Source organism: Accumulibacter sp., assembly GCF_036625275.1.
Classification (GTDB): Bacteria; Pseudomonadota; Gammaproteobacteria; order Burkholderiales; family Rhodocyclaceae; genus Accumulibacter.
The window spans coordinates 111,851-133,781 of the sequence record NZ_JAZKUD010000001.1 but is presented as its reverse complement, the minus strand read 5'-3'; the positions used below and the strand labels follow the sequence as shown (position 1 = coordinate 133,781).

The following is a 21,931-nucleotide window of genomic DNA, read 5'->3' as shown; positions in this document are numbered from 1 at the left end:
CGCTGAAGCGATGAGAGACGGGCAGCAGGCCGTTCTGCACCGCAATCCCCGAGAAATAGTGCACTCTTCGCGCGGCTCCGTCAAACCCCGGCAGTCAACTCGCCGATATCGGTGACTACCGAAAGATGTTCCGGATCATTGATTGGGGATGCCTGGCGCCGTGATGACCGTTAAAATGAGGTGCATGAACATTTCCGGCAAAACATGGCGCGAACGGATCGACCTTTACGAGCGACTGATGCGCCTCGACAAACCGATCGGCATCCTGCTGCTGCTCTGGCCAACCTTGTGGGCGTTGTGGCTGTCGGCGCTGGGCAGGCCGAACTGGCTGGTGGTCTGGATCTTCGTTCTCGGGACGGTGCTGATGCGTTCGGCCGGTTGTGTGATCAACGATCTGGCCGACCGCCATTTCGATCCGCATGTGGCGCGTACCCGCGAACGTCCACTGGCCGCCGGCAGGGTCTCGGTCGGCGAGGCCTGGCTGCTGTTTCTGGCGCTGGTTGCGGCCGCTTCCGCCCTGGTGCTGCCGCTCTTTAGCTGGCTGCTGGCCGGCCTCTGTGTGGCCGCCCTGTTCCTCGCTGCCAGCTATCCCTTCACCAAGCGCTTTCTCGCCGTGCCGCAAGCCTACCTCGGCGTCGCTTTCGGTTTTGGCATCCCGATGGCTTATGCGGCACAACTCGGCAGGGTGCCGCTGGAAGCCTGGTGGCTGCTACTGGCCAACGTCTTCTGGGCGATCGCCTACGACACCGAATACGCACTGGTCGACCGGGCCGATGATCTGAAAATCGGCATTCGCAGCTCGGCAATCACCTTTGGTCGCGCCGATGTGGCAGCGGTGATGATCTGTTACGCACTCGCTCTCGGGCTGATCGCGGCGCTCGGTTACCGAATCGGCCTCGGCGCCCTGTTTTACGGTGGACTGACGATCGCAGCGGTGATTGCCGCCTATCACTACACGCTGATCCGCGAACGCGATCCGCAACGCTGCTTCACGGCCTTCCGGCACAACAACTGGCTGGGTGCCAGCGTCTTCGCCGGGATTGCCCTCGATTTTCTCGCCAGCAAAGGAATCCACGGATGAAGCCCCCCCTGTTCTGCGCACTCCTGCTCCTGACGGGCACCTTGCAGGCGGCCGAGGACACTCGCCAGTTGGCACCGATGCCAAGACCGGCAGAAGCCAATCTGCGTGCCGAAATGCGCGCCAGCCTGCTCGCCCTGAACGAAATTCTCGGCCTGGTCGCGGCCGGCAAACTGAAGGAAGCCGGCGAACTTGCCGAAAAGGAACTCGGCGTCTCGGCAATGGGCAGGCATCGCGGCCAGCCTTTCGACGCCCGTCCTGGGCCGCACATGCCACCGGCGATGCACCGCATCGGCATCGACGGGCATCAGGCAGCCAGCGAGTTTGCGCGCATCGCCGCCAGCGCTGACCGCGAGAAAACCCTTGCCGCACTGCCGTCGCTGACTACCGCCTGTGTGGTATGCCACTCCTCCTATCGCCTCAGATAGCCCCTCGGACAATGAAATATCACGACCTGCGCGACTTCATCGCGCAACTGGAAAGCCTTGGCGAACTCAGGCGCATCGGCGTCGCAGTGGACACGCATCTCGAAATGACCGAGATTTGCGATCGCGTGCTGCGGGCCGGCGGACCGGCACTACTCTTCGAGAATCCCCGGGGACACGCCATGCCGGTGCTGGCCAACCTCTTCGGCACACCGCGGCGAGTCGCGCTGGGCATGGGGCAGGACTCGGTGCTGGCCCTGCGCGAGGTCGGCAAGCTGCTCGCCTACCTCAAGGAACCGGAACCCCCGAAGGGGCTCAAGGATGCCTGGGACAAACTGCCGGTACTCCGGCAGGTGCTCCACATGGCGCCGCGCGTGCGCTCTTCGGCGCCTTGCCAGGAACTCGTCTGGGAAGGCAAGGATGTCGACCTGTCACGTCTGCCGATCCAGTTCTGCTGGCCGGGCGACGCAGCGCCGCTGATCACCTGGGGACTGACGGTGACGCGCGGGCCGCACAAGAGTCGCCAGAATCTGGGCATCTATCGCCAACAGGTGATCGGGACCCGGCAGGTGATCATGCGCTGGTTGGCGCATCGCGGCGGTGCGCTCGATTTTCGCGAGCACTGCCTGCAACATCCGGGCCAGCCTTTCCCGGTGGCGGTGGCGCTGGGCGCCGATCCGGCGACGATTCTCGCGGCCGTGACGCCGGTGCCGGACAGTCTCTCCGAATACCAGTTTGCCGGTCTGCTGCGCGGCGCCAAGACCGAAGTGGTGCAGTGCCTGGGTTCCGACCTGCAGATACCGGCGTCCGCCGAGATCGTTCTCGAAGGATTCATCGATCCGGCCGACAGCGCGCTTGAAGGACCGTATGGCGACCATACCGGCTATTACAACGAGCAGGCGCGTTTCCCGGTGTTCACCATCGAGCGCATCACGATGCGCCGGCAAGCGATCTACCACAGTACCTATACCGGCAAGCCGCCGGACGAACCGGCGATGCTCGGCGTGGCGCTCAACGAAGTGTTCGTACCGCTGTTGCAGAAGCAGTTTCCCGAGATCGTCGATTTCTACCTGCCACCGGAAGGCTGTTCGTACCGCCTGGCGACGGTCAGCATCCGGAAGCAGTATCCGGGGCACGCCAAACGCGTGATGTTCGGAATCTGGAGTTTCCTGCGCCAGTTCATGTACACCAAGTTCATCATCGTCGTGGACGACGATGTCGATATCCGCGACTGGAAAGAAGTGATCTGGGCAATGACCACGCGCGTCGATGCGCTGCGCGACACGCTGATCGCCGAGAACACGCCGATCGACTATCTCGACTTTGCCAGCCCGGTCGCCGGTCTCGGCAGCAAGATGGGAATCGACGCCACCCACAAGTGGCCTGGCGAAACCACTCGCGAGTGGGGAACTCCGATCGTCATGGATGCTGCCGTGAAACAGCGTGTCGATGTGCTGTGGAACGATCTGGGGCTGTGAATGCCGGTCATCGGCCCGGCCGGGGCAACCAGAACTGGAGAGCCAAATGAGCAATGAACTGATTCCCGAACGAAATATCGAAGGCGCGCGCGCCTGGTGCCATGTCATCTATGGCCTGCACGCACTGGCCGTGCTGGTTGGAGTAAGCGGCGCGGCGACGGTCGCCGGTGCTTTTGTCTTCGGGCTACCATCGCTGATTGCCGTCGTTCTCAATTACCTCAAGCGCGCCGAGGTCTCGGGCACCTGGCTCTACAGCCACTATCGCTGGCAGATCCGGACCTTCTGGTTCACGCTGCTCTGGCTGCTGGTCTACGGCCTGCTGATCATCACCCTGATCGGTATTCCGATCGCCTGGATATTGATCGTGATCCTCGGTCTGTGGGTCGCCTATCGTGTCATTCGCGGCTGGCTCGCGCTGGCAGACCGGCGACCGATCGGAGACAATTGAGCTTGCCTGGTTTTCAGCGCCGCGCAGTTCGCTTGAACTTGGTGCGTAGCTGTCGTTTCCTGTGCCTCGCGCTGGCGATGCTGTGGCCACTTTGCGGCGCTGCCGGCAATACCGCCGCGCCGAAGTTGCCTGCTACGCTGGCGGTGGTCATCGACGACAACTACCCGCCCTATGTGTTTCGCGATGCCGGCGGCACCCTCACGGGTTATCTGGTCGATCGCTGGAAGCTGTGGGAAAAGAAAACCGGCGTGGCCATCGACCTGCAGGGAAGCGATTGGGCGACCGCACAGCGACGCATGAGCCGGCAACAGGCTGCCGTCATCGATACCATCTTCCGGACCCCGGAGCGCGAGCGCACACTCGATTTTTCGCCGCCTTACGAAACGATCCCGGTGTCGATCTTCACCCATGCCAGCATCGGCGGTATCGTCGATGCCATGACCCTGCAGGGTTTTCTGGTCGGCGTAAAGGCTGGAGACGCCTGTGCCACGAAGCTGACCAGCCTTGGCATCAGCACGCTGCAGACGTTCGCCAGTTACGAAGCGCTGGTGCGCGGGGCAGTGGAAGGGAAAGTCCGGGTGTTCTGTCTCGACGAGCCGCCCGCCAACTACCTGCTTTACCTGAATCACGCCGAGCATCTGTTCAACAAGGCTTTCACCTTGTATACGGGGGAATTTCACCGGGCTGTGCAGAAAGGCGATAGCGCCACTCTGGCACTTCTGCAGAAGGGTTTTGCCAGCATTTCTCCGGACGAAGAGCGGACCCTGCGTCAGAAATGGATGGGAACCCCACTGATCCTGTCCCCCTTTGCACACTATCTCGGCTACGCGCTTCTGGTCGGATCGTTGATGGGGGGGCTGCTGTTGATCTGGGTGCTGACCCTGCGGCGCCTCGTCCGGCAGCGCACCGCCCAGCTCGAAGCCACCCTCAATGCTGTTCCCGATCTGATGTTCGAAGTGGGACTCGATGGTCGCTACCATGACTACCATTCCCCGCGTACCGATCTGTTGGCCGCACCCCCTGATCGCCTGATCGGCAGGCTGGTGTCGGAGGTGCTGCCGCCCGCTGCCGCGGCCATTTGCCTGTCGGCCTTGCGCGAGGCGGAGGAGACCGGTCGCTCGCTTGGCCATCAGTTCGAACTGCCGTTGGCACAGGGAAACTACTGGTTCGAACTGTCGGTGGCCCGTAAGCTTGCCACGACCGGCAAAGAGCCACGCTTCATCGTCCTCTCTCGCGACATCAGCGAACGCAAGCAGGCGGAGGCCGCGCTGCTGCGGCGCAGCGAGCAACTGGCGCTGATGTCGGCCGCCAGTCAGGAAATCAACAGCGAGCTGGAAATCCCGATCGTGCTGCGCCAACTCGTGACCGCTGCCCTGAAAATCACCGCCGCAACGACAGGAGCCGCGGCGCGCTTTTGCGACGGACAGATGGTTTTCAGCGAGTACCACCACGCAGGTCGATGGATGCCCATGGACTACCGTTTCCCAAGCGGTTATGGCGTACCGGGCCGGGTCATACAGAGCAGAACGTTTTATCTCAGCAACGATGCCGAGGACGATCCCTATATGACCCCGGAGATTCAACAGGCACTGGCTTCCCACAACCTGCTCGACATGCCGATTGTCAGCCGCCACGGCGAGCTGCTCGGTTGTTTCGAGATCCACAACAAGCCCGGCGGTTTCGACGAGACCGATGTGCAGTTGTTACAAGGTCTGGCGGCGAGCGCCGCAGTCGCTCTGGAAAACACTGCCTTGCTCGCCGAGCGTCGGCAGGCGGAGCAGGCGTTGCGGGAAAGCGAGACTCTGAAGGCGTCGGTGCTCGCCCATGCCGCCTGCGGCATCGTTGCCACCGATCCTGATGGGCTGATCACGGTATTCAATCCGGGCGCCGAAACGATCCTCGGCTACCGGGCCGACGAGGTGGTCGGCCAGGTAACCCCTCTCCTTTTTCACGACAGCGACGAGATCGCGGCGTTGGCTGCGGCATTGAGCGAGACCCTGGGATATCGGGTTGAAGCCGGTTTCGACGCGCTGGTTGCCAGGGCGTGCAGCAACAGCGAAGTCGATGAGCGGGAAATGACCGTGATACGCAAGGACGGCTGCCGCCGTAGCGTGCGCCTGTCGGTGACGGTGATGGACAATCTGCAGGGAGAGATTACCGGCTACCTCGGCACCCTGGTCGACATCACCGAGCAAAAGGAAGCCGAGGCCAGCATCAAGCGTCTGGCGCACTTCGACCCGCTGACCGGTCTGCCCAACCGCAGCCTGCTCGCCGAGCGGGTCAGGCATGATCTGAGCCGCGCCCAGCGGGGTCGCGAGTCTCTGGCACTGATGTTCCTCGACCTCGACCGCTTCAAGAACGTCAATGATTCGCTCGGACACCGGATTGGCGACGAGATCCTGGTTCAGCTCGCCAAGCGTCTGATCGGCGCCGTCCGCGCGGAAGATACCATTTCCCGTCTTGGTGGCGACGAATTCATCCTTGTCTTGCCGGATACCGACGCCACCGGCGCCGCGCACGTGGCAAGCAAACTGCTCGAACTCACCGCGCCCGCTTATCGTATCGAGCAGCATGAGCTGAGCTGCACGGTGTCGCTGGGCATTGCCATGTATCCGGCCGATGGCGACAGCTTCGAAACGCTGTCGATGTGTGCGGATACGGCGATGTATCGCGCCAAGCAGCACGGCCGCAATGCCTATTGCTTTTTTACCCCGGAGATGTAGGAACGATCGGCACGCATCCTGCAACTCGAGAACCGAGGTTCCCACGGTTTTTCGTCTGCCAAAGGACGGATTTCATGCTACCCCCTTTTCCTGACGCTGCTCGCTGATCCAGTTCTCCAGGAACTGAACGGGCGACTGGTAGCCGAGAGTCGAATGCTGGCGCTTCCGGTTGTCAAAAACCTCGATGTATTCAAAGGCGGCAGCCTTGAGCTCGGCATGCGTCGCGTCGTGAACCCCTGCAGCCGCTCGTTCTTGAAGCGGTTGAACCCGCTCTCCGTCGGCGCATTGTCCCAGCAGTTTCCTTTCCGGCTCATTGATCAGGTCATGCCGTACGCCTTGAGCTTGTCCTGAAAGGCATGGCTGGCATACTGGCTTCCCCGGTCGGAGGGGTGCAGCAGCCCCGGCACCGGACGCTTCCTGAACCCCGCCATGGTCAGTGCATCGGTCACCCGGTCTGCCGTCATGTGCGGCTTCAGCGACCCGCCAACGACTTCACGATTGAACCGATCGAGTACGACGGCCAAGTACAGCCAACCCTCGTCTGTCCAGAGGTCGGTGATGTCCGACGTCCAGACCGGATTGGGTGCCGTCGCTGAGCCGGCCTTCCACCGCCGCCTTGACCCAGTGACGCAAGGTTTGGTCGCTCAGCCCGAGCTCCTGGCAAACCGTGCTGACGCTCTGCCCATGCTTGATCCGCTTGACCGCCAGTGCCTTGAACTCGGCCGTGTCGGCCTGCTTCGGTCTCTTCATTTCCTGCCTTCCAAAAGTGACTCCTCAATTTTAGGTCACCCTGGGCAGACGAAATTTCGGGGGAAGCTCATATCGTAACATACTGATAAAGAGTGTGTTTTCTGCTTTTCGGCCAGACACTACCTATCGACGCATCAAGGGTTCGGCGAGGGAAGCAATCCGGAGATCGGTGGGGGAACAAACGGGTTCGCTATCGGCAAGGGGGCGTTTGCCCCCTGACCCGGCCCGGTTCTAACGCCCGTCGCGATGGGCATCACGACGAACAGCCATTGCGAATAGCGCGATTTTTTTTCGAAGGCCTGGTTCGCGGCCTCGAACCCGGCGATCTTGATCGGGCGGGCGTCGGAGAGGCTGTGGATTCCCATGATCCCGCCACCCGGAGCCGGCACCAGACCCCAGTCGTTCCCGCCGGTGATCGGGTCGGGATAGAGCTGCCGCAGGTGTCGGCGAATGCCGGGATAACGCGGATCCTTGAGCAGGTCGGCGAGCGATCCGGGATAGCGGCGGTCGCCGGTGGGGCTGCTGTTGAGGTAGCTGCTGATCGCCCGGCGATAGGTGTCGCCGACCTCGAGCAGGCGCTGCTCGGCTTCTCGCCGCTGGACGAGACTCCCCAGGGTCAGCGTCGCACTCGTCGCCAGAGCCAGGACGGCGACCAGGATCATCAGCCCCAGGTAAGTGAAGCCGGTCTGCAGGCGGTGTTCACAAAAGCCGTGAGCGGGCGGCATCGTTACTGTGAAAGTCGCATCAGCGACTCACGAATCTCCCCTCTCCACCCCTCTCCACTCGCAGGAGAGGGGCCGGGGGTGAGGGAAACGGTCATGGCTTTCATGATCGGGGGTATCCAAAATGGCCATGACCGTTAAAGGTCGGCGAAAGGCTTGCCGTCGAGGGTGCTGCCGGGCGCGCCGCTCCTGATGTCGTAGACCTTGCCCTTGACGTCGGGCGAATCGTTGGTCTGGGTGGGCGCAATGATCGTCCAGGTGCGGGTACTCGCAGTAATCGGGTCGTAAGGCAGCGAGCGCAGGTATTTTTCGCTGACCAGCTCTTCGAGGCTCTCGGGATAACGCCCCTTGTCGCTGTAGAACTTGTCTATCGTCTCGCGGACGAGATGCAGATTCTCGCTGAGCACCGCTTCCTTGGCGACGTCGACGCTGTGCAGGTATTTCGGTACGGCCAGGGTGAGCAGCAGCGCGATGATCGACAGCACGACGAGCAGTTCGATCAGCGTGAAGCCCCGCCGGTGCCGGCCGATGCATGCCACGCTCGGCAAACGGTCATGACTTTGCAAGACACTCCCGATCATGAAAGTCATGACCGTTTCCCTCTCCCCCAACCCCTCCCCCGCGAGGTGGGAGGGGAGATTCGTGCGTCGCTCGCGACTTTCATAGTATCGGCCGCGCGGCCTGGGCGGATTGTTGACCCCTACCATTTGCGGTAGGGAATGCCGTTGAGGCCGATGCCGCTCGATTTCGAGTAGACGTCGTACACGTCCTCACCTTCCTTGGGGTCATCCGGCTCGCTGGCGTAGGCGCGTTTGGCCCAGGTCTCGGCCGCCGGCAGCGCGCTGTCCGGATGCATCGGATCGCGCGGGATCCGTCGCAGGAAGTAGATCTTGCGATGCTTGGGGTCACGCAGATCGTCTTCGCCATCGACGAGGATCTGCAGGTTTTTCGGATAGCCGGTGTCGTTGAGCGATTTGCGGATGCGCCCCTCGTCGCTGGCTTTCTTGTAGAGGTCGATGCCCGCGCGCAGCTCGCGCAGCGCCAGCCGGAGGTCCTGCTCGCGGCTGCGCTGCAGCGAGGTCTGCGCCACCGGGACGACGATCGTGGCGAGGACGGCGACCAGCGCAAGGGTGATCAAGAGTTCAATCAGCGAAAAGCCGCGCGCTCGATGCGCGCTTTCCCTTTCCGGAGGCCGGGAAGTCCTCCGGAGACGCAGCGGAAACGCGCGGGCGGGCGGCATCGCTCAGGGCGTGATCGTCAAGGCGTGCGCTCCGGGCAGGGTGGGATTGATCGTCAATCCCCCCGATGCCACCGGCGCGATGGTGATCAATTCGACGCGCGCGGCACCCGCCGCCAGCGCCCGGAAGTTGATCGTGGCGAGGGTATCCGGGGCCGTGGCGCCGCCGTCACCGGATCGCGTCGCGGTCATCAACACCTGTCCGCCGGGGTCAATGCGATAGGTGAAACTGGTCTGCGCGCCACCCTGCTTGAGAAAACCGCCCTCGCTGACATTGGCGACCTGCAGCAGGCGTGGGTCGAAGCCGATCGCCAGGGGCACGCTGACCACCGGCCGGTCGGCCTGCATCACCAGTTGCAGCGCGAAAGTGTCGCCGACCCGGATTTGTGCCGGCCCCTGCCAGAGCAGCAGCGCCGATCCGGCCACCTGCAAGGCCGGTTGGACCGCGGACGGCGACAGCGATTCGGGTGTCAGTGTGCTGCTCTCCACCGCCGAGGCAAAAGGATTGACCGGCGAGGATGCCGCGCTGGTCTGCGCGGTCGCTGCCTGCACGTTGAGCCCGGACCCGGACTGTACCTGCGGGGAAAACGGATTGACCTGTCCGCCGGGAGTGGCCGATCCGCCAGGCTTGGCCGTCCCGGCCGCAGGCGGCGCGGAGGCGGCCAGCGAGGGCGCGAGGGCGCCGAACACCGGCGCAGCCCCCCCGCCGCCGCCATCGACCCGACCACGGAAGCTGGTTTCGGTACCGCCATCGAACTCGGCCAGATAGGCTTCCGGCCGATGAATGTTGCGCAGAATCCGGGGCGTGATCGAGAGCACGATCTCGGTCTTGACGCCCTCGTCGCTGTGACTGCCGAACAGCCGACCGAGAATCGGAATCTCTCCGAGAAAAGGCAGCTTGCTGGCAGTTCGCCGGTCTTCGTCGCTGATCAGACCGGCGAGCAACTGGTTCTCGCCATCCTTGAGGCGCAGCACGCTGGTCGCCGTGCGCGTGCCGATCTGATAGGCGACGGTACCGTTCTTGGTGGTGATCTTGTCGACGATGTTGCTGACTTCGAGCGTCACCTTCATCGCCACTTCGTTGTCGAGATAGATTGTCGGTTCGATGTCGAGTTTCAGGCCGACATCGATGTAGGTGACCGATTCGGAAGAGAAGCCGACGGTCAGGGTCGAGGTGATGTTCGGGACGCGCTCGCCGATCAGGATTTTGGCCTTTTCGCGGTTGCGCGCGCGAATGCGTGGGTTGGCCAGCAGGTTGACATCGCTGTCGAGCCGGTTGGCACGGACGGTGACCGGACCCACCGTGACGCCAATCGTCGACGAATTCAGGTCGCGCAGATTCTGCACGGTCAGCCCGTCCACCGGCAACGGCCGCAGCGCGACGGCGTCCGGCCAGTTGACTCCCAGTGCCTGCAGGCGCGAGCGCTTGACCTCGAGAATCTCGACTTCGAGCATCACCTCGGGTTCAGGCACGTCCTGCAGCGCAACCATCCTGTCGGCCAGCCGGATCGCTTCCGGACTGTCGCGGATCATTAGCAGGTTCAGCTTCTCGTCGACCACGATGTCGCGCGTCTTGAGGATCGTCTTGAGCGTGGCCGCCACCGTCTTGGCGTCCGAGTTCGCCAGGTAGTAGGTCTTGACCAGCAGCGCCTGGTATTCCTTCTGCTTGGCGGGCGTATTCGGGTAGACCAGGATCGAATTGCCATTGAGAAGCCGCTGTTCGAGCTGGTTGGTCATCAGGAGGACGTTGATCGCGGCCTCGATGGTGCTGTTGCGCAGAAAAATGGTGGTTTTCTGGTCGGCGCGAACGTCCTTGTCGAAGACGAAGTTGAGACCCGCAGTCCGCGAAATCACTTCAAAGACCGTCTTCAGCGGCGTATCCCTGAATTCGATGGTGATCGGTTTCCGGAAGGCTGCGGTCAACACCGACTCTTTCGCGGCCTTGGCGGCGCTCTCTTCGATGACTTGTTGCAGGGCCAGCGCGCGCGCGTGTTTCGGGTTCGCGGTCAGGATCGTTCGCAAGCGCGCCAGCGCACCGTCGCCATCCTTCTTCGTCCACGCCAGTTCGGCCTCCTGATAGAGGAGGTCATGCCGGGCGGCGCTCTCGATCAGCCGCAAACCGGCCTGCGCACGCGGATTGCCGGGCTGCAGCAGCAATACGCGGCGGTAAGCGGCCTCGGCCTCGGCATAGCGCAGGCCGGCCAGCGCACGCTCGGCCTGGTCGATGCCGGCATGGATCGCGCCTTCCTGAGCGCGGAGATAGCCGATGCGGTACTCGACGGCGCCGGGGTCGAGAAGCATTGCTTGCTGGATTTTGGCCAGACCGGCTTCGACCTTCTGTTCGGCCAGCAAGGCCTGCCCTTCGCGGTAGGCATTCTGCGCCGCACATCCGGTCAGACAAAGTGCCGCAACCGCGGCCAGGCAGCGACGCCGCCATTCGGTCGCTCCTGTTTCGGCCGACCCTGTGCCTGTCGATCCGATCTTGCCGGAATTCCGCTTGCTCACGATTACGATCCTCCGATCGGGATGGTTTGCGACTGTTGCAAGGGCAAATAGAGCAGTGTCAGCGTCGGTGGCCTGATTTCCTGGACCTGGTAGAGGCCGGTCAGGGTCATTCCCTCGCGAACGATGAACACTTCCTCGCCACGTCCGAGGTAGGCTTCCCATTGCCCCGCTTCGAGCTTCTTGCCGAGATAGACGAAGGGCAGCGGCGGCGCCATCGGCGGCGGCGGTTTTGCCGGCTTCTCGGGGATCGGCGGCGGCGGCAGCCAGCTCAGCGAGGGAAAGAGGTCACGAGGCTCACGATTCGCCTGCTCTTCGGCCACCGCCGGGATCAACGGTGCGCGCGCAATCAATGCGGCGACTTCCAGGCGGGTCGATGCCTTTTTCTCCTCAGCGGTCCCGGCCGGCCGGCCCGTGTCGGACGCCGGCGAGGGTACGCCAGCGCCAGGGCGGCCGCCAGCCCGTGGCGCAGCAGCCTGCACGACCTCCCCCGGCGCATCCACCGGCGTCTTGTCGCCAAACAGCGCCAGCCACGCCGCCGCGACCAGCAGCAACAGCAGGATCGAGTGACGACGATTCATGGGTCGATGCTGCCACCCCCATCGGCGGCGCCGGCCGGCCGCAACCACAGGGTCAGACGAACTCTGGCTTCGATCTGGTTGATGCCAATCTCCTCGCGCTTGAAGCCGAGTTCATTGAGTGCAGTGTAGGGCTGTGTGGCGAGAATCTCCTCGATCCAGCGCCGCACGTCGGGGTAGCGCCCTTTCACCGGCACGATCATCTGCAAGGTGTCGGCCTGCGCCTTGGCATCGTGGCCACGCAGGTACTCGGCGCGTGTGGCCAGCAGGCGATGCGCTGCCGCCGCATCGAGAATGGCCTGGATGCTCGGCCGCACCTGATCCTCTGCGGCCAGCGCCTCGCGAAAGGCTGCGTAATGACTTTCCGAAGGGGAGATGGGGACTGGCGGCGGCTCCGGGCGGCTCGCCGCGAGTGCCCGCAGTTCTTCGAGAATCGCCTGTTTTCCAGCCAGATCGGCTTCCAGCCTGGGAATCACGACCATCGCCAGGCCCAGCAGCGAGCAGCCCAGGACGGCCAGCAGCAACCACCAGGGGCCATGCCGCTGCAGCCAGATCTCGGCGGCCAGCCGTAGCCGGTCGGCGAGCAGTGCCAGCCGGTTCACGGCTCGTCCTGGGGCGGTCCACCCGCCACTTCGCCCGCTCCATCGTCGAGCAGCGCCTCGAACAGGAAACGCAGCGGCCGCGTCGGATCCTTCTCGTTGATTTCCTGTTTGCTGACCATGGCACCGGCAAAAGGCCGGGTCGATCCGAGCGCCGCCAGGTAAGCCAGCAGGTGTTGATGATCTTTCGCCTCGGCCAGACCCTTGACCAGTCGCCGGCGGTGGTCCGGTTCGATCTGCAGCAAGGCGATGTCGGGAGTCGCAACGCTTTCGAAAGCGTCAAGCAGCGCCGGCCAGGGGGTATTGAGCTGCCCGATGGCGCGGTTGATGGCGAGGATCTCCGGCTCGGAGAAGACCCGCGACACGTGCGCTGGCGGCGTTTGCAACGCCACCTGTCGCCGTGCCAGCGCGAGCGCGGCATTCGCCACCTCGACCTGCTGATCGAGTCGCAGCCATTGCCAGAGGATGGCCATGCCGACAAAAAAGGTCAGCAGCGCGAGTGCGACCAGAAGCAGCCGGGAGCGCGCCGCGACCGGCAGGCGCCACCGCGACGGCGCGACGAAATCGACCTGCAGCCGCTTCATCGCGGCTCTCCGGCCAGCGCGAGTTGCTCGGCCACTGGCCACTCGCCGAGCGATCCGTTCGGGCAAGGCAAAGGAAGGGTCCGCGAAGCGATCCCGGCAACCGTCGCCGCGGCCGGCAACCATTTGGCGCCGCCGGTCCATAACAGTGATGGCCCTGGTGGCGTGCCCGCCGCGACCGCGTTGCGCAAACGCTCCTGTTCGAGCAGCGTTTCGAGTTCGGCCAGCTCCGGCGCCGCGGGCAGCCGCAGCGTACGCAGGCCGGCGAGTTCGCCGTGCTGGTGGTAAACCAGCGTCAGGGTACGAGCGAAACCGATCCCCAGCCAGCCGTCGGCCGGAATCGCGGGACACACCCGGTTCCAGACGCGAACCAGCGCCGGGGTCACCGAATCCAGCCGCCAGCCTTGTGCGTGCGCGAGTCCTGTGAGCGCCTGGTAGAGTTCCCGCGGCAGCGCGCAGCTCACGAAAGGCGCCGCCGCCTGCCAGTCGGCCGCCAGCAGCCAGGACTCGGCAGACTCGCCGTACAAGGCCGCAAAGCGTGCCGCTGCACTCGCCCGCAGCTCACGCAAACCCCGCGCACCGCGTGGTGGCGTAACCACGAAGCTGCGCGCCAGGCTGTCATCGAGGGTCACCGCCAGCGAGAGGCGGGCTGCATCGGCGATCGGCTGCGCCGGTGCCAGCGCGGCAAGCGATGCCGGCTGCGCCGGATCGAAATCGAGCGCCGCCAGCGTTTCGACTGCCGGCTTCGCCGCCACTGGCAGCGCCAGCAGCACCGCACGGTCGACCGCGCAGCCGAGCAGCAAGCGTTCAACCCGAGAGCGTGACACGACGCAGCTCTTCGAGCGTGGTTTCACCGCGCGCCACCAGGCGCAGCGCGGCCTCGGTCAGGCTGCGCGTGCCGTTTCGGTAGGCAAGTTCCTTCAGTTGTCGGATCGGGCGCTTCTCGATGATCAGTTCGCGCAGCTCGTCGTTCAGGTGGAGGATCTCGGCAACCGCTTTGCGCCCACGATAACCGCTGCCACGACAATCGCCGCAGCCGCGGCCGCGGCGGAAAGCGAACTGCGCCAGATCTTCGCCGGCCAGATGAAAGCGCTCGATCTCGGTCGCGCGTGGCGTGTCGGCTTCGCTGCAGCGGCTGCAGTTCACGCGCAACAGGCGTTGCGCCCAGATGCCATTGAGCGCCGAGGCAAAGGCGTAGGGGTCGATGCCCATGTGGGTGAAGCGACCGAAGACGTCGAAGACGTTGTTGGCATGTACCGTGGTCAGCACCAGATGCCCGGTCAGCGCCGACTGGACGGCGATTTCGGCGGTCTCGCGGTCACGGATTTCGCCCACCATGATCTTGTCGGGGTCGTGACGCAGAATCGAGCGCAGGCCACGCGCGAAGGTCAGCCCTTTCTTGTCGTTGACCGGAATCTGCAGGACGCCGGGCAACTGGTATTCGACCGGGTCCTCGATGGTGATGATCTTGTCGCGACCGTTGTTGATCTCGGAAATCGCGCCGTACAGCGTCGTGGTCTTGCCCGAGCCGGTCGGGCCGGTGACCAGCAACATCCCGTAGGGTTCTTCGACCAGCCTGCGCAGCGACTTCAGGGCATGCTCGTCAAAGCCCAGCGAGTCGAGCGTCAGCGAACCATGCGCCTCGATGACGCCGCGCTTGTCGAGGATGCGCACGACCGCGTCCTCGCCGTGGATGCACGGCATGATCGACACCCGCAGGTCGATGTCGCGGCCGGCGACCTCGACCCGGAAGCTGCCGTCCTGCGGGATGCGTCGCTCGGCGATGTCGAGTTCGGCCAGTACCTTGAGGCGCGAGATCACCTGCTCGGCGAGCGCCACGCCGCTGATCTGGGCAACCGTATCGAGGACGCCGTCGAGACGGTACTTGATGGTGATGCCGCTGGGCGTGCTTTCAAGGTGAATGTCGCTGGCGGCGGCCCGCACTGCATCATAGACGGTCGAGTTGACGAGTTTCACCGCCGGACTCGAAGCGCCACTGACCGAAGCGAAGCTGAGCACCTCGGCGGTACGCCGCTCGGGCGCGCTGCCGCCCTCCTGCACCAGCGAATGCACCGCGTGCAGCGACTCCTCGTGCTTCGACAGATAGGCCTGGATGTCCGCCGCCAGCGCCAGGCGGTAATGCACCGGCGAGCCGGCCAGGCTGCCGAGCCAGACCATGCTGTCGGCGTCGAAAGGATCGGCGATGACGCCGATGATTTGGCCGTCACCCACTGCCTGCGGCGAGCGCAGCAGCACGCAGCCGCGCGTCTGGGCCTTGACCAGCGGCAAGCGGTCGAACGCTGGATCACAGGCCAGCATCTCGGTAGTCTCGATGGCCGGCAGGCGAAAGCGCCTGGCCAGATCGGCGACCAGTTGGCGGGGTTCGCTGCCGGTCAGCGTCTCAAGTTCGACAAGCAGAGAACGTCCCGACAACAGCGCCTGGCGCCTGGCCTGCGCCAGGAGGTCGTCGGCCAGGAGGCGGTCGCCGGGCGCGGGCGCGTTCATTGCAACGCCCCGGCGAGGTCGAAGATCGGCAGGTACAGCAGCACCACGATCAGCCCGACCAGGAGGCCGATGGCAGTCATCAGCGCAGGTTCGAAGACCTTGGTGAAGCGCTCGATCCAGCGCGCACTTTCGCCCTCGTAGAACAGCGCCGAACGGGTCAGCATCGCTCCGAGCTGTCCGGATCGCTCGCCGACGCGCAGCATGCGCAAGGCGATCGGCGTCGCCAGGCCGCAGTGGTCGAAACCCTGCGACAGCGTGCCGCCGTCGGAGATGATGCCGCGAGCGACCAGCAGAGCCGCGCGCGTCGTCGGTGAAACGGTGTGGCCGACGATATCGAGCGCCGCCAGGATCGGAATGCCGCCTTCGAGCAACATGCCGGTAGTCAGGTACAGCCGCGACAGTTCGATGATGCGCACCCGTTCGCCGATGCCGGGCAGGCGCGTCAGGAAGACGATCCAGCGCCCGCTGCCGATAAATCGACGCAGCCCGTAGGCCGCCACCAGTGCCAGCACCAGCGCGCCGGCGAACACCAGGTCGGTATGCTGGCCGACGAACTGTCCCCAGTCGAGCAGCCATTGCGACAGCCAGGGCAGCGAACGGCCGCTGCCCTGATAGACACCGGCAAAGCGCGGCACCACGTAGCCCATCAGGAACAGGGTCACGCCACAACCGACGATCAGCAGGATCACCGGGTAGATGAGGGCGCTGATCATCCTGTTGCGCACCGTCTCCAGGCGCGTCTGGTAGTCGAGGTAGCGCGCCAGCGCGCGCGGCAGATCGCTGGTTCCCTCGGCAGCGCGGACGATGCCGACATAGAGCGGCGGGAAGACATCGGGTTGGCGGGCCAGCGCCGCCGAAAAACGCAGACCCTCGCGCAGGTCGCGCGTCAGGCGCTCGAGCACCGACCGCGAACTCGACGAAGACTCTTTCTCGAGCAGCGCATCGAAGGCCTCGACCAGGCTCAGTCCGGCTTCCAGCAAAGCCAGGAGTTCGGCGCTGAAGAGTAGCAGCGAGAACGCCTTGTTGCCGCGCCCCGGCACAGCTCCCATGACCGGGGCGGCGGCAGCCTGGATCGACAGCGGTTGCAGTCTCTGCTGCTGCAGCATGCGGCCCGCTTCAGCGGCATCCGGGGCATCGACGCTGTGCGTCTCGATCAGATTGTCGGGTGATAAGGCGCGAACCTCAAAGCGCATCCCGTCTCCGCAACAGACTCATTGATTGCTGACGTCGGCGGCATCACCGCTGCCGCCGGGCTGGCCGTCCTTGCCGTAGGACACGATGTCGAAGTCACCGGTAGTGCCAGGCGAGCGGTAGAGGTACGCGCGCCCCCAGGGGTCGAGCGGCACCGCTTTCTGCAGATACGGCCCGTTCCAGCGGGTGGCATTGGCCGGCCTGGTCAGCAGCGCATTGAGCCCTTCTTCCGTCGTCGGGTAGTGGCCGACGTCGAGCCGGTAAGTATCGAGCGCGCGCGCGAAAGCCTCGACCTGCGCCTTGGCGACGCCCTGCTCCGACTTGCCTAGCTGCGAGAAATACTTCGGGCCGACATAGGCGGCCAGGAGGCCGATGATCGTCACCACCACCAGCAGTTCGAGCAGGGTGAAGCCGCGCGCGCGGCGACGATCCGGGGCCTGGCCGTCTGCGGGTCGGATCATGGCCGGTTTCCCCGCGCCGCCGCGGCAAGGACCGCCGGGACATACAGCATGGTTTCGGGATACGGCGGAATGCGCCCGCGGTGCCTGGCCACCGCTCCCTGGCCGGCGTTGTAGGCGGCCAGTGCGAGGGCGACGTTGCCCTGATGCGCGTTGAGCAGATCCTTGAGATGACGCACGCCGGCATCGATGTTCTGTGCCGCATCGCCGGCATCGGTGACCCCGTAGCGGGCGGCCGTCGCCGGCATGAGCTGCATGGCGCCGAGAGCGCCTTTCGGCGAGACGGCCCGGGCGTTATACCCGGACTCCACCCCGACCACCGCCGCCACGAGTTCGGGAGCGACCTGGTGAAGGCGTGCGTAGTGGTCGATCAGCGGCGTCAATTGCAGTTTTCCGGCGGCCTGGTCCACCCTCGCGAGCCGCCTTGAAACCGTGCCGCGATCCTGGGGCGGATTCTCGCCGCGGATCAGCAGCCGGTAGCTCGGATCGAGGCGCTGGCTGGCGTAGCTCGGAACCCCATCGGCGGCATACGAGACGTAAACGCTGCCTGTCGCGCTGGCCATCGCCGGATGCAGCAGCAGCACGCCGACGAGCCCGGCCAAAGCGACTCGCAGCCGCTCAGGCTGCGCCCAGGAACCAGCAGATTTCCCCCTTGAACGACCCATTGGTGACTCGGCAGGCAAATTTCGAGCGCAGAGGATAACACGCTGCCAGCCAAAGCTGGTGATCCTGGGATCCTGGATGAGAGGGAGACGAATGAAAGTGTTGGGAGCTAGCGATATACTCCCCTCCCCTTGTGGGGGAGGGGCGATCACGATGTCAACACCTCTCCATTGAACAAGGGACTTTGACCAACACTTTCAATTGCAGCCACTGACGAGCGTATTGGATGATTTCCCCGCCAACTCCGCTAGAATACGAAGGATACGAAGGCGCAGGCCTGTCCCTCGAACTTTGACGGCCACAGTGATTCTACAGGCCCGATCACCCATTCATTCTCATCCTGCCATGACCCACCATCCCTACGATTTGCTGCCACTTGGCAATGACGGCGCAGGCCTGATTCTGACCCCTTGCCCAGGAACCAAAGGGGTGGAACTGGCCATTGCACTCGAACAATTGAAAACGGCCGGTGCCGACGCCGTAATCACGCTGATGCCGGGTACCGAAATGGCCAGCAATGCCGTGACGAACATGGCTGATCTCTGTCCGGAACTCGGTTTGCAATGGTTTCACCTGCCTATCGAAGACGATCATGCGCCGGAAGAAGCATTTGCGGTTGCCTGGTCTGCGCAACGACAGGCCGTGCACCAACTGCTCGACGCCGGCAAGAAAATAGCAATCCATTGCAAAGGCGGTTCCGGTCGAACTGGCCTAGTCGCTGCACAGATCCTGGTCGAACGGGGTGATTCGTTGGCTGCAGCGACAGCGACCATCCAGGCGATTCGCACCAATGCGCTGACGCTCAACGTTCATCAGGACTATCTGGCCCGCCTGGCCGTCGCGCAACCGGACAGCTAATGTGAAAGTCGCGTCAGCGACGCATGATCTCCCCTCCCCTCTTGCAGAGGAGGGGTCGGGGGAAAGGGGGAACGGTCATGACCAGACCACCTGTCGCCTCGGGCGGCGCTTCGATGCAAAAGCGTGCTTCACTCGAAACTGCGGGGGAGCACGTAAAATGCTGTACGGATTTGCCCGTCCTCTGCTGACCCGTACCATCTCGCTGCCGAACAGGATCCCGTGATGGGTTACAAGATATCGCTCATCGTTCAACCCGGCGACAGCTTCTTTCCGATCGTGCGCGCCGTCGACCGGGCAGAGCGCTCGATCAACCTGACCGTATTCCGGATGGACGACCCGATCATCCAGCGAGCCCTGATCGAAGCCCGCCAGCGTGGCGTTCGTATCCGCGTGCTGATCTCGAGCAGCGCACGCGGTTGGGAAGAGCAAAACCGCAAGCTCCTCAAGGACGCCAACGAGGCCGGCATTTCGACCAAAGAGCCCGCCGGCGACAGCAAGCGAGCCCGTTACCACTACAAGACGATGACGGTGGACGACACAGAAGCGCTGGTGTTCACGTTCAACCCGACGCGCGAGAATCTCCACTACGCGCGTGACTTTGGTGTTGAAGTCTACCACCCGGCGATCGCCGCCGAGATCAACAGGCTCTTTGACGCAGACTGGGACGACAGGCCCTTCGAACCCGACAGGGACTCGCCGCTCCTGGTCAGCCCGTTCAACAGCCGCAAAAAGATGAAGGCCTTGCTGCAGACGGCCATGGATTCGATCGACATCGCCGACGCGAAAGTGGAGGACCCGGCAATCATCCGCCTGCTGGTGGAGAAAGCCAGAAGTGGAGTGCTGGTCCGCGTTCTCGGTGACGCGGAGCATCGAGTCCGGTTGCCGCCCGGGATCGAGTTCCGGGCAGCCCCGCGCTACAAGCTGCACGCCAAGTGCACGATCGTCGACGGTGCCACGGCGGTCATTGGCAGCATGAACCTGCGGACGGAGAGCCTCGACCGCCGCCGCGAGCTTAGCATCTCGGTCGACGACGCCGACGTTCTGCGACGGTTGAATGCCGTGTTCGAAAACGACTGGGCGCACCAGGCGCCGATGCTGGGCAGCACCGCGACCCAAGTGCTGCGGGTATTTCCGCCGCCACCCCCGGAGCTGGCCAAACGGTCATCGCTTCGTCTGGTACTCATCTCGCGCATCGACACGCTCGTACGGCATGAAATCCGCGAAGGCATCACCAGCATCGGACGCGCCAAGGAAAACGACTTCGTCATCAGCGACGCCCTGGTGAGCAGGCTGCACGCGCAGATCAGGCTCGACGGGGAGCGCTGTACGATCCGGGACCTGGGAAGCGGCAACGGGACCTTCCTGAACGGCGAACGGATCGATCGGGAAATGCGCCTGCACCCCGGCGATGTCGTCAGAATCGCGGAAAGTCAGGAGTTTCGTCTCCTCGAGCTTTGAGGGGAAATCGGGGTCACTTGATGTCGTATGCAGTCAGTTCCTGGCGGAACTGGTCCCGTGTTCGCAGGTGGCCCATGGTGTCGCGATACTCGTGCTTGACCATGGACCGGATCTCGGGCGCGTACCAGAAGGTTTCGGAAACATTACTCGACAGTAGGCCCGCCCGGCCTGGCCGCTCGGCGCTGCCGGAATGAACCACCCGTAATGCCCGGAACCTTCCTGCCGGCACCTCGACGTCCTCCCAGGCTTCAACCCGGGCAGAGCGTTTATGTGTCACGACATCGCCATCCGGGCGTTTGATTGAATACTCGAAATCCCAGGTTTTCCCAACTTCCAGGGGGAACACCAGGGTCAGGCGCTTGCCCTGCGTCACGTTGGGGTCCAGGAGGGTCCAGGTCGATCGATCGGCCGTTCTCCTGAACGAACGCTCGACTCCTGCCCCTGCAGCGCCCTTCGAATCGATCAATGTTCGATCGACGGTCATGGCGTCTCCTTTGATTGCCGCCACTTTCAATTCGACACGAGTGCTTTCTTCGTTCTTCCAGAGGTTGATGTTTCGATAAACCCATCGGTCACCGACCTTGATATCCGGTTTGTCCACCGGGGCGAGTACCGGAGCGGGGCCTTTCTGGGTCTTTTCGGTTCTGGCCGGTACCGTTCCTCCGACCGCCTTACGTTCGATGCTTTCCTGTGGCTTCGACGCACGCTCGGGTTCTTCCCACTTTCTGAGTTCTCCCCGTGCGAGTGCGACATGGGTACCCGACGGAAAGCGCTTGAGGTAGGCTTCAAAAGCTTCCCGTGTGCCGCTTGCCTTGACTTCGTTCCAGAATCGGGCTTCGGTTTCTGTGGGGTCGGGTGCCATGGCGACGTTGAAGCTGAAATTCTTCTGCAGGGTCTTGGGACCGTTGACGTAGGGCGTCTGGGTTTGCCGGCTGGCACGTTCGACTTCCGCGCTGGCGATCGTCAGAACGCCATCGAGGCTCAGATCCCTGCCCTGAAAAGCGGTCAGCAGCCCGGCGGTAAACAAGCCGTTGCGGCCATCGCCATCGGCCGCCACGTTACCCGGATCGGTGGCATACACGATCACCGTACCTTTGGGTACGACGTCAGGGCTCGCCAGGCCGCGCGACCGGCCCGAGCGGAACTTGCCACTGACCGGATTGTTGCGGCAGGCATCGAGGATCACGATGTTGACGCTGCTTTTGGCATTGTCCATTTCGTCGAGGATCTGGTTGACGTTGACGCCCTGGTAGGGAACCATCGCTTCGCTTTCCACCCTCGCATTGACCGGCATCAGATAGTTCTGGTTCTTGACCTGAATGCCATGCCCGGCAAAGAAAAACAAGGCCGCTTCGCTGCCACCGATTGTGCTGCCAAATTCGGCGATACTCTGGTGCATGGCTTCGAGCGTCTGGTTCTTTCGCTCGATGACTTCGAAACCGAAGCGGCGCAGGGCAGCGGCGATGTCCTCTGCATCATGCGCGGGGTTGACGAGTTTGGGCAGGTTGTCGGGGTGCTGATAGGCGCTGTTCCCGATCACCAGGGCGATGCGCCGTCCCTGACTGGAGGGGGTGACGCCGGCCATTCGGCTTGCCGTCCCCGGCGCCAATCCGGCGGGCGACGGAGCGAGGGGTTTGCCGAGCGAATCCGTCCGTCCCGGCGGCGCCGGCTGCGGCT

The 21,931-nt window shown here is 63.8% G+C and carries 21 protein-coding genes and 1 pseudogene; 7 read left to right on the top strand and 15 right to left on the bottom strand.

Annotated elements, in window-relative coordinates; genetic code table 11:
* The first annotated feature begins 184 nt into the window (after positions 1 to 184).
* The 5 genes from ubiA to V5B39_RS00630 are packed head-to-tail and all read left to right on the top strand — an operon-like array spanning position 185 to position 6,152.
* Complete coding sequence (gene ubiA / locus V5B39_RS00650) at positions 185 to 1,081, top strand: 4-hydroxybenzoate octaprenyltransferase (RefSeq protein ID WP_332340599.1); 897 nt, start codon at positions 185 to 187, stop codon at positions 1,079 to 1,081.
* The gene (locus V5B39_RS00645) at positions 1,078 to 1,506 is read left to right on the top strand and encodes a cytochrome C (protein WP_332340597.1); all 429 of its coding nucleotides are present in this window, start codon (positions 1,078 to 1,080) and stop codon (positions 1,504 to 1,506) included. The genes ubiA and V5B39_RS00645 overlap by 4 nt, the downstream gene beginning before the upstream one ends.
* An 11-nt stretch (positions 1,507 to 1,517) precedes the next feature.
* Entirely contained in the window at positions 1,518 to 2,981 is a 1,464-nt protein-coding gene (gene ubiD, locus V5B39_RS00640) for a 4-hydroxy-3-polyprenylbenzoate decarboxylase (protein WP_332340595.1), read from the top strand.
* Between the two features lie 46 nt (positions 2,982 to 3,027).
* A complete protein-coding gene (locus tag V5B39_RS00635; protein ID WP_332340593.1) occupies positions 3,028 to 3,429 on the top strand; it encodes a DUF4870 family protein in 402 nt (133 codons plus the stop codon).
* 41 nt (positions 3,430 to 3,470) lie between these two features.
* Positions 3,471 to 6,152, top strand: coding sequence for a diguanylate cyclase domain-containing protein (locus tag V5B39_RS00630; RefSeq protein ID WP_332340799.1), 2,682 nt, complete (start codon positions 3,471 to 3,473; stop codon positions 6,150 to 6,152).
* Between the two features lie 72 nt (positions 6,153 to 6,224).
* Here the strand turns inward: V5B39_RS00630 and V5B39_RS00625 are convergent.
* The 14 genes and pseudogenes from V5B39_RS00625 to V5B39_RS00560 form a co-directional block, all read right to left on the bottom strand.
* A pseudogene (locus V5B39_RS00625) lies at positions 6,225 to 6,736 on the bottom strand (IS3 family transposase); the annotation flags it as partial.
* Positions 6,645 to 6,902, bottom strand: a complete 258-nt coding sequence (locus V5B39_RS00620; protein ID WP_332340591.1) for a transposase — start codon at positions 6,900 to 6,902, stop codon at positions 6,645 to 6,647. The gene V5B39_RS00620 and the pseudogene V5B39_RS00625, both read right to left, overlap by 92 nt.
* Positions 6,903 to 7,036: 134 nt before the next feature.
* On the bottom strand, positions 7,037 to 7,627 hold the full coding sequence (locus V5B39_RS00615; protein WP_332340590.1) for a type II secretion system protein: 591 nt from the start codon (positions 7,625 to 7,627) through the stop codon (positions 7,037 to 7,039).
* Between the two features lie 134 nt (positions 7,628 to 7,761).
* A complete protein-coding gene (locus V5B39_RS00610) occupies positions 7,762 to 8,205 on the bottom strand; it encodes a type II secretion system protein (RefSeq protein ID WP_332340797.1) in 444 nt (147 codons plus the stop codon).
* A gap of 119 nt (positions 8,206 to 8,324) precedes the next feature.
* The gene (locus tag V5B39_RS00605) at positions 8,325 to 8,864 is read right to left on the bottom strand and encodes a type II secretion system protein (protein WP_434735635.1); all 540 of its coding nucleotides are present in this window, start codon (positions 8,862 to 8,864) and stop codon (positions 8,325 to 8,327) included.
* A gap of 3 nt (positions 8,865 to 8,867) precedes the next feature.
* Positions 8,868 to 11,366: a secretin N-terminal domain-containing protein gene (locus V5B39_RS00600; protein ID WP_332340589.1), complete on the bottom strand. Its 2,499-nt coding sequence runs from the start codon at positions 11,364 to 11,366 to the stop codon at positions 8,868 to 8,870.
* A 2-nt stretch (positions 11,367 to 11,368) separates the two neighbouring features.
* Positions 11,369 to 11,944 carry a hypothetical protein gene (locus V5B39_RS00595; protein ID WP_332340587.1) on the bottom strand — a complete coding sequence of 192 codons (576 nt, stop codon included), beginning with the start codon at positions 11,942 to 11,944 and terminating at the stop codon, positions 11,369 to 11,371.
* Entirely contained in the window at positions 11,941 to 12,543 is a 603-nt protein-coding gene (locus V5B39_RS00590; protein ID WP_332340585.1) for a hypothetical protein, read from the bottom strand. The genes V5B39_RS00595 and V5B39_RS00590 overlap by 4 nt, the downstream gene beginning before the upstream one ends.
* Positions 12,540 to 13,124 (bottom strand): hypothetical protein, encoded by a 585-nt coding sequence (locus V5B39_RS00585; protein WP_332340584.1) that lies wholly within the window; start codon positions 13,122 to 13,124, stop codon positions 12,540 to 12,542. The genes V5B39_RS00590 and V5B39_RS00585 overlap by 4 nt, the downstream gene beginning before the upstream one ends.
* The gene (locus V5B39_RS00580) at positions 13,121 to 13,948 is read right to left on the bottom strand and encodes a hypothetical protein (RefSeq protein WP_332340582.1); all 828 of its coding nucleotides are present in this window, start codon (positions 13,946 to 13,948) and stop codon (positions 13,121 to 13,123) included. The genes V5B39_RS00585 and V5B39_RS00580 overlap by 4 nt, the downstream gene beginning before the upstream one ends.
* Positions 13,929 to 15,626 (bottom strand): GspE/PulE family protein, encoded by a 1,698-nt coding sequence (locus tag V5B39_RS00575; RefSeq protein ID WP_332340580.1) that lies wholly within the window; start codon positions 15,624 to 15,626, stop codon positions 13,929 to 13,931. Before V5B39_RS00575 ends, V5B39_RS00580 begins: the two co-directional genes overlap by 20 nt.
* Positions 15,623 to 16,819 (bottom strand): type II secretion system F family protein, encoded by a 1,197-nt coding sequence (locus V5B39_RS00570; protein ID WP_332340578.1) that lies wholly within the window; start codon positions 16,817 to 16,819, stop codon positions 15,623 to 15,625. The genes V5B39_RS00575 and V5B39_RS00570 overlap by 4 nt, the downstream gene beginning before the upstream one ends.
* An 18-nt stretch (positions 16,820 to 16,837) precedes the next feature.
* Positions 16,838 to 17,278, bottom strand: a complete 441-nt coding sequence (gene gspG / locus V5B39_RS00565; protein WP_332340576.1) for a type II secretion system major pseudopilin GspG — start codon at positions 17,276 to 17,278, stop codon at positions 16,838 to 16,840.
* A complete protein-coding gene (locus tag V5B39_RS00560; RefSeq protein WP_332340574.1) occupies positions 17,275 to 17,877 on the bottom strand; it encodes a lytic transglycosylase domain-containing protein in 603 nt (200 codons plus the stop codon). Before V5B39_RS00560 ends, gspG begins: the two co-directional genes overlap by 4 nt.
* Positions 17,878 to 18,283: 406 nt before the next feature.
* Here V5B39_RS00560 and V5B39_RS00555 point away from each other — a divergent pair, with 406 nt between their 5' ends.
* Positions 18,284 to 18,796 (top strand): phosphatase domain-containing putative toxin, encoded by a 513-nt coding sequence (locus V5B39_RS00555; protein WP_332340572.1) that lies wholly within the window; start codon positions 18,284 to 18,286, stop codon positions 18,794 to 18,796.
* A gap of 222 nt (positions 18,797 to 19,018) precedes the next feature.
* Positions 19,019 to 20,254, top strand: coding sequence for a phospholipase D-like domain-containing protein (locus tag V5B39_RS00550; protein ID WP_332340570.1), 1,236 nt, complete (start codon positions 19,019 to 19,021; stop codon positions 20,252 to 20,254).
* A gap of 13 nt (positions 20,255 to 20,267) precedes the next feature.
* Here V5B39_RS00550 and V5B39_RS00545 read toward each other — a convergent pair whose 3' ends face one another.
* Positions 20,268 to 21,839, bottom strand: coding sequence for a caspase family protein (locus tag V5B39_RS00545; protein WP_332340568.1), 1,572 nt, complete (start codon positions 21,837 to 21,839; stop codon positions 20,268 to 20,270).
* Positions 21,840 to 21,931 lie beyond the last annotated feature (92 nt).